Annotated in this window: 2 protein-coding genes; both read left to right on the top strand. The window is 73.0% G+C overall.

Features of this window, described 5'->3' with window-relative positions:
- Positions 1-15: 15 nt before the first annotated feature.
- The gene (locus GTW67_RS28635; RefSeq protein ID WP_161167658.1) at positions 16-1,767 is read left to right on the top strand and encodes a discoidin domain-containing protein; all 1,752 of its coding nucleotides are present in this window, start codon (positions 16-18) and stop codon (positions 1,765-1,767) included.
- 32 nt (positions 1,768-1,799) lie between these two features.
- On the top strand, positions 1,800-2,863 hold a 1,064-nt coding region (locus GTW67_RS28630; RefSeq protein WP_161167657.1), incomplete at its 3' end, for a glycoside hydrolase family 3 N-terminal domain-containing protein.

The following is a 2,863-nucleotide window of genomic DNA, read 5'->3' as shown; positions in this document are numbered from 1 at the left end:
ACCCGGAGACCCCACATGAGCCGACCGCACACCCCCGCACGCAGACTCACCGCCCCGCTGACCGCCGCTCTCCTCGCCGTCGGCGCCCTCACCGCCCTGCCCGCCACGCAGGCGCACGCCGCCGGCAGCGTCGTCAAGGTCACCGGCGGCCAGGGGAACTGGCAGCTGACCGTGGACGGCAGCCCCTACCAGGTCAAGGGCCTCACCTGGGGCCCCTCCGTCGCCGACGCCGACCGGTACATGCCCGACCTGAAGTCCATGGGCGTCAACACCATCCGCACCTGGGGCACCGACGCGAGCAGCCGCCCCCTGTTCGACTCCGCGGCCGCGCACGGCGTCAAGGTCATCGCCGGCTTCTGGCTCCAGCCCGGCGGCGGCCCGGGCAGCGGCGGTTGCGTCAACTACCTGACCGACACCGCGTACAAGGAGCAGATGCTCGCCGAGTTCCCGCGCTGGGTGCAGGAGTACAAGGACCACCCCGGCGTCCTGATGTGGAACGTCGGCAACGAGTCGGTGCTCGGCCTCCAGAACTGCTACAGCGGCGACGAACTGGAGCGCCAGCGCGACGCCTACACGACCTTCGTCAACGACGTCACCAGGAAGATCCACGCCGTCGACCCGAACCACCCGGTCACCTCCACCGACGCCTGGGTCGGCGCCTGGCCCTACTACAAGAAGAACGCCCCCGACCTCGACCTGTACGCCGTCAACTCCTACAACGCGGTCTGCGACGTCCGGTCCGCCTGGGAACAGGGCGGCTACACCAAGCCGTACATCGTCACCGAGTCGGGCCCGGCCGGCGAGTGGGAGGTCCCCGACGACGCCAACGGCGTCCCTGCCGAACCCTCCGACCAGGCCAAGGCCGACGGCTACACCAAGGCATGGAACTGCGTCACCGGGCACCGCGGCGTCGCCCTGGGCGCGACCCTGTTCCACTACGGCACCGAGTACGACTTCGGCGGCATCTGGTTCAACCTGCTGCCCGCCGGCCAGAAGCGGCTGTCCTACTACGCCGTGAAGCGGGCCTACGGCGGCGACACCTCGCGCGACAACACCCCGCCCGTCCTCTCCGGGTTCGGCGTCGAGGGCGACGCGGGCAAGGTGCAGGCCGGCAAGGACCTGGTCCTCACGGCCCGCGCCACCGACCCGGACGGCGACCCCGTCGCCCACGAGGTGCTGTCCAACAGCAACTACATCGACCAGGGCAAGCAGTTGAACCCGCTGCCCTTCACCGACCTCGGCGGCGGACGCCTGAAGATCACCGCACCCGACCGGCCCGGCGTGTGGAAGCTGTACGTCAAGGCCACCGACGGCAAGGGCAACGTCGGCGTCGAGACGCTCTCGGCACGGGTGGTGCCGCCCGCCGTGGACGGCACGAACGTCGCCCTCGGCAAGCCGGCCACGGCCTCCTCGTACCAGGCGAGCTACGGCGACTGCCCCTGCACCGCCGCCAACGCCGTGGACGGCAACCCCGCCACCCGCTGGGCCAGCGACTGGAGCGACCCGCAGTGGGTGCGGGTGGACCTCGGCACGCGCACCACGTTCCGGCACGTGCAACTGCACTGGGAGTCCTCGTACGCCAAGGCGTACACCGTCCAGACCTCCGACGACGGGACGAACTGGCAGACCGTGCACACCGTGACCGACGGCAACGGCGGCGTCGACGACCTCGACGTGACCGGCACCGGCCGCTACGTCCGCGTCAACGGCACCGCGCGCGGCACCGGCTACGGCTACTCGCTGTACGAGTTCGGCGTCTACAACTGACGCGCAGTCACACAGAGTTCTAGGAGACCCGGGTGGGGACGAGCGAGGACGACATCGACCGGCTGCTGGGCAAGCTGACCCCGCGCGCCCGCGCGCTGCTGCTCAGCGGCGCCACGACCTGGCGCACCCGCGCCGAACCGGCCGTGGCACTACGCGAGTTGGTGATGTCCGACGGGCCGGCGGGCGTACGCGGCCAGGCGTGGGACGAACGCAGCACCTCCGTGCTGCTGCCCTCCGCCACCGCCCTCGCCGCCACCTGGGACGAGGACCTGGTCGAAGACCTCGGCGGCCTCCTCGCCGCCGAGGCCCGCCGCAAGGGCGTGCACGTCCTGCTCGCCCCCACCCTCAACCTGCACCGCAGCCCCCTGGGCGGCCGGCACTTCGAGTGCTTCTCGGAGGACCCCGAACTGACCGGCCGCATCGGCGCCGCCTTCATCCGCGGTGTCCAGGCCCAGGGCGTCGCCGCGACCGCCAAGCACTACGTGGCCAACGACTCCGAGACCGACCGGCTCACCGTCGACGTACGCGTCGGCGAGCGGGCCCTCAGGGAGGTCTACCTCGCGCCCTTCGAGGCCGCCGTGGCCGCCGGGGTCGCACTGGTCATGGCCGGCTACAACGCGGTCAACGGCACCACCATGACCGCGAACGGCCTGCTCACCGACCCGCTGAAGAGCGAGTGGGGCTTCGACGGCGTCGTCGTCTCCGACTGGGGCGCGGTGCGCGAGACCGTGGCCACCGCGTGCGCCGGGCTGGACCTCGCCATGCCCGGGCCCGACGGCCCCTGGGGCGAGGCCCTGGCCCGGGCGGTGGCCGACGGCCGGGTGCCCGAGGCGGCCGTCGACGACAAGGCGCGGCGCCTGTTGCGGCTCGCCGCCCGCTGCGGCGCGCTCGGCGAGGAACGTCCGCCCGCCCCCGCCCCGGTCCGCACCCGCCGGGCCCGGGCCCTGGCCCGCCGGGCGGTCGCCGCCGGCGCGGTCCTGCTGGCCAACCGGGACGTCCTGCCGCTCGACGCCGACCGCCTCGGCACGGTCGCCGTGATCGGCGCGCACGCCGCCCGCACCCGCACTCAGGGCGGTGGCAGCGCCGGCGTCTTCCC

Origin of the sequence: Streptomyces sp. SID5910, assembly GCF_009862125.1 — a bacterium.
Taxonomy (GTDB): Bacteria; Actinomycetota; Actinomycetes; order Streptomycetales; family Streptomycetaceae; genus Streptomyces.
Note: the sequence above shows the minus strand (reverse complement) of the source record. Positions and strands in the feature narration are given on the sequence as shown.

Bases quoted from the DNA above. Each gene is read 5' to 3' on its own strand.
- GTW67_RS28635 (WP_161167658.1), top strand. From the start codon at position 16: ATGAGCCGACCGCACACCCCCGCACGCAGACTCACCGCCCCGCTGACC.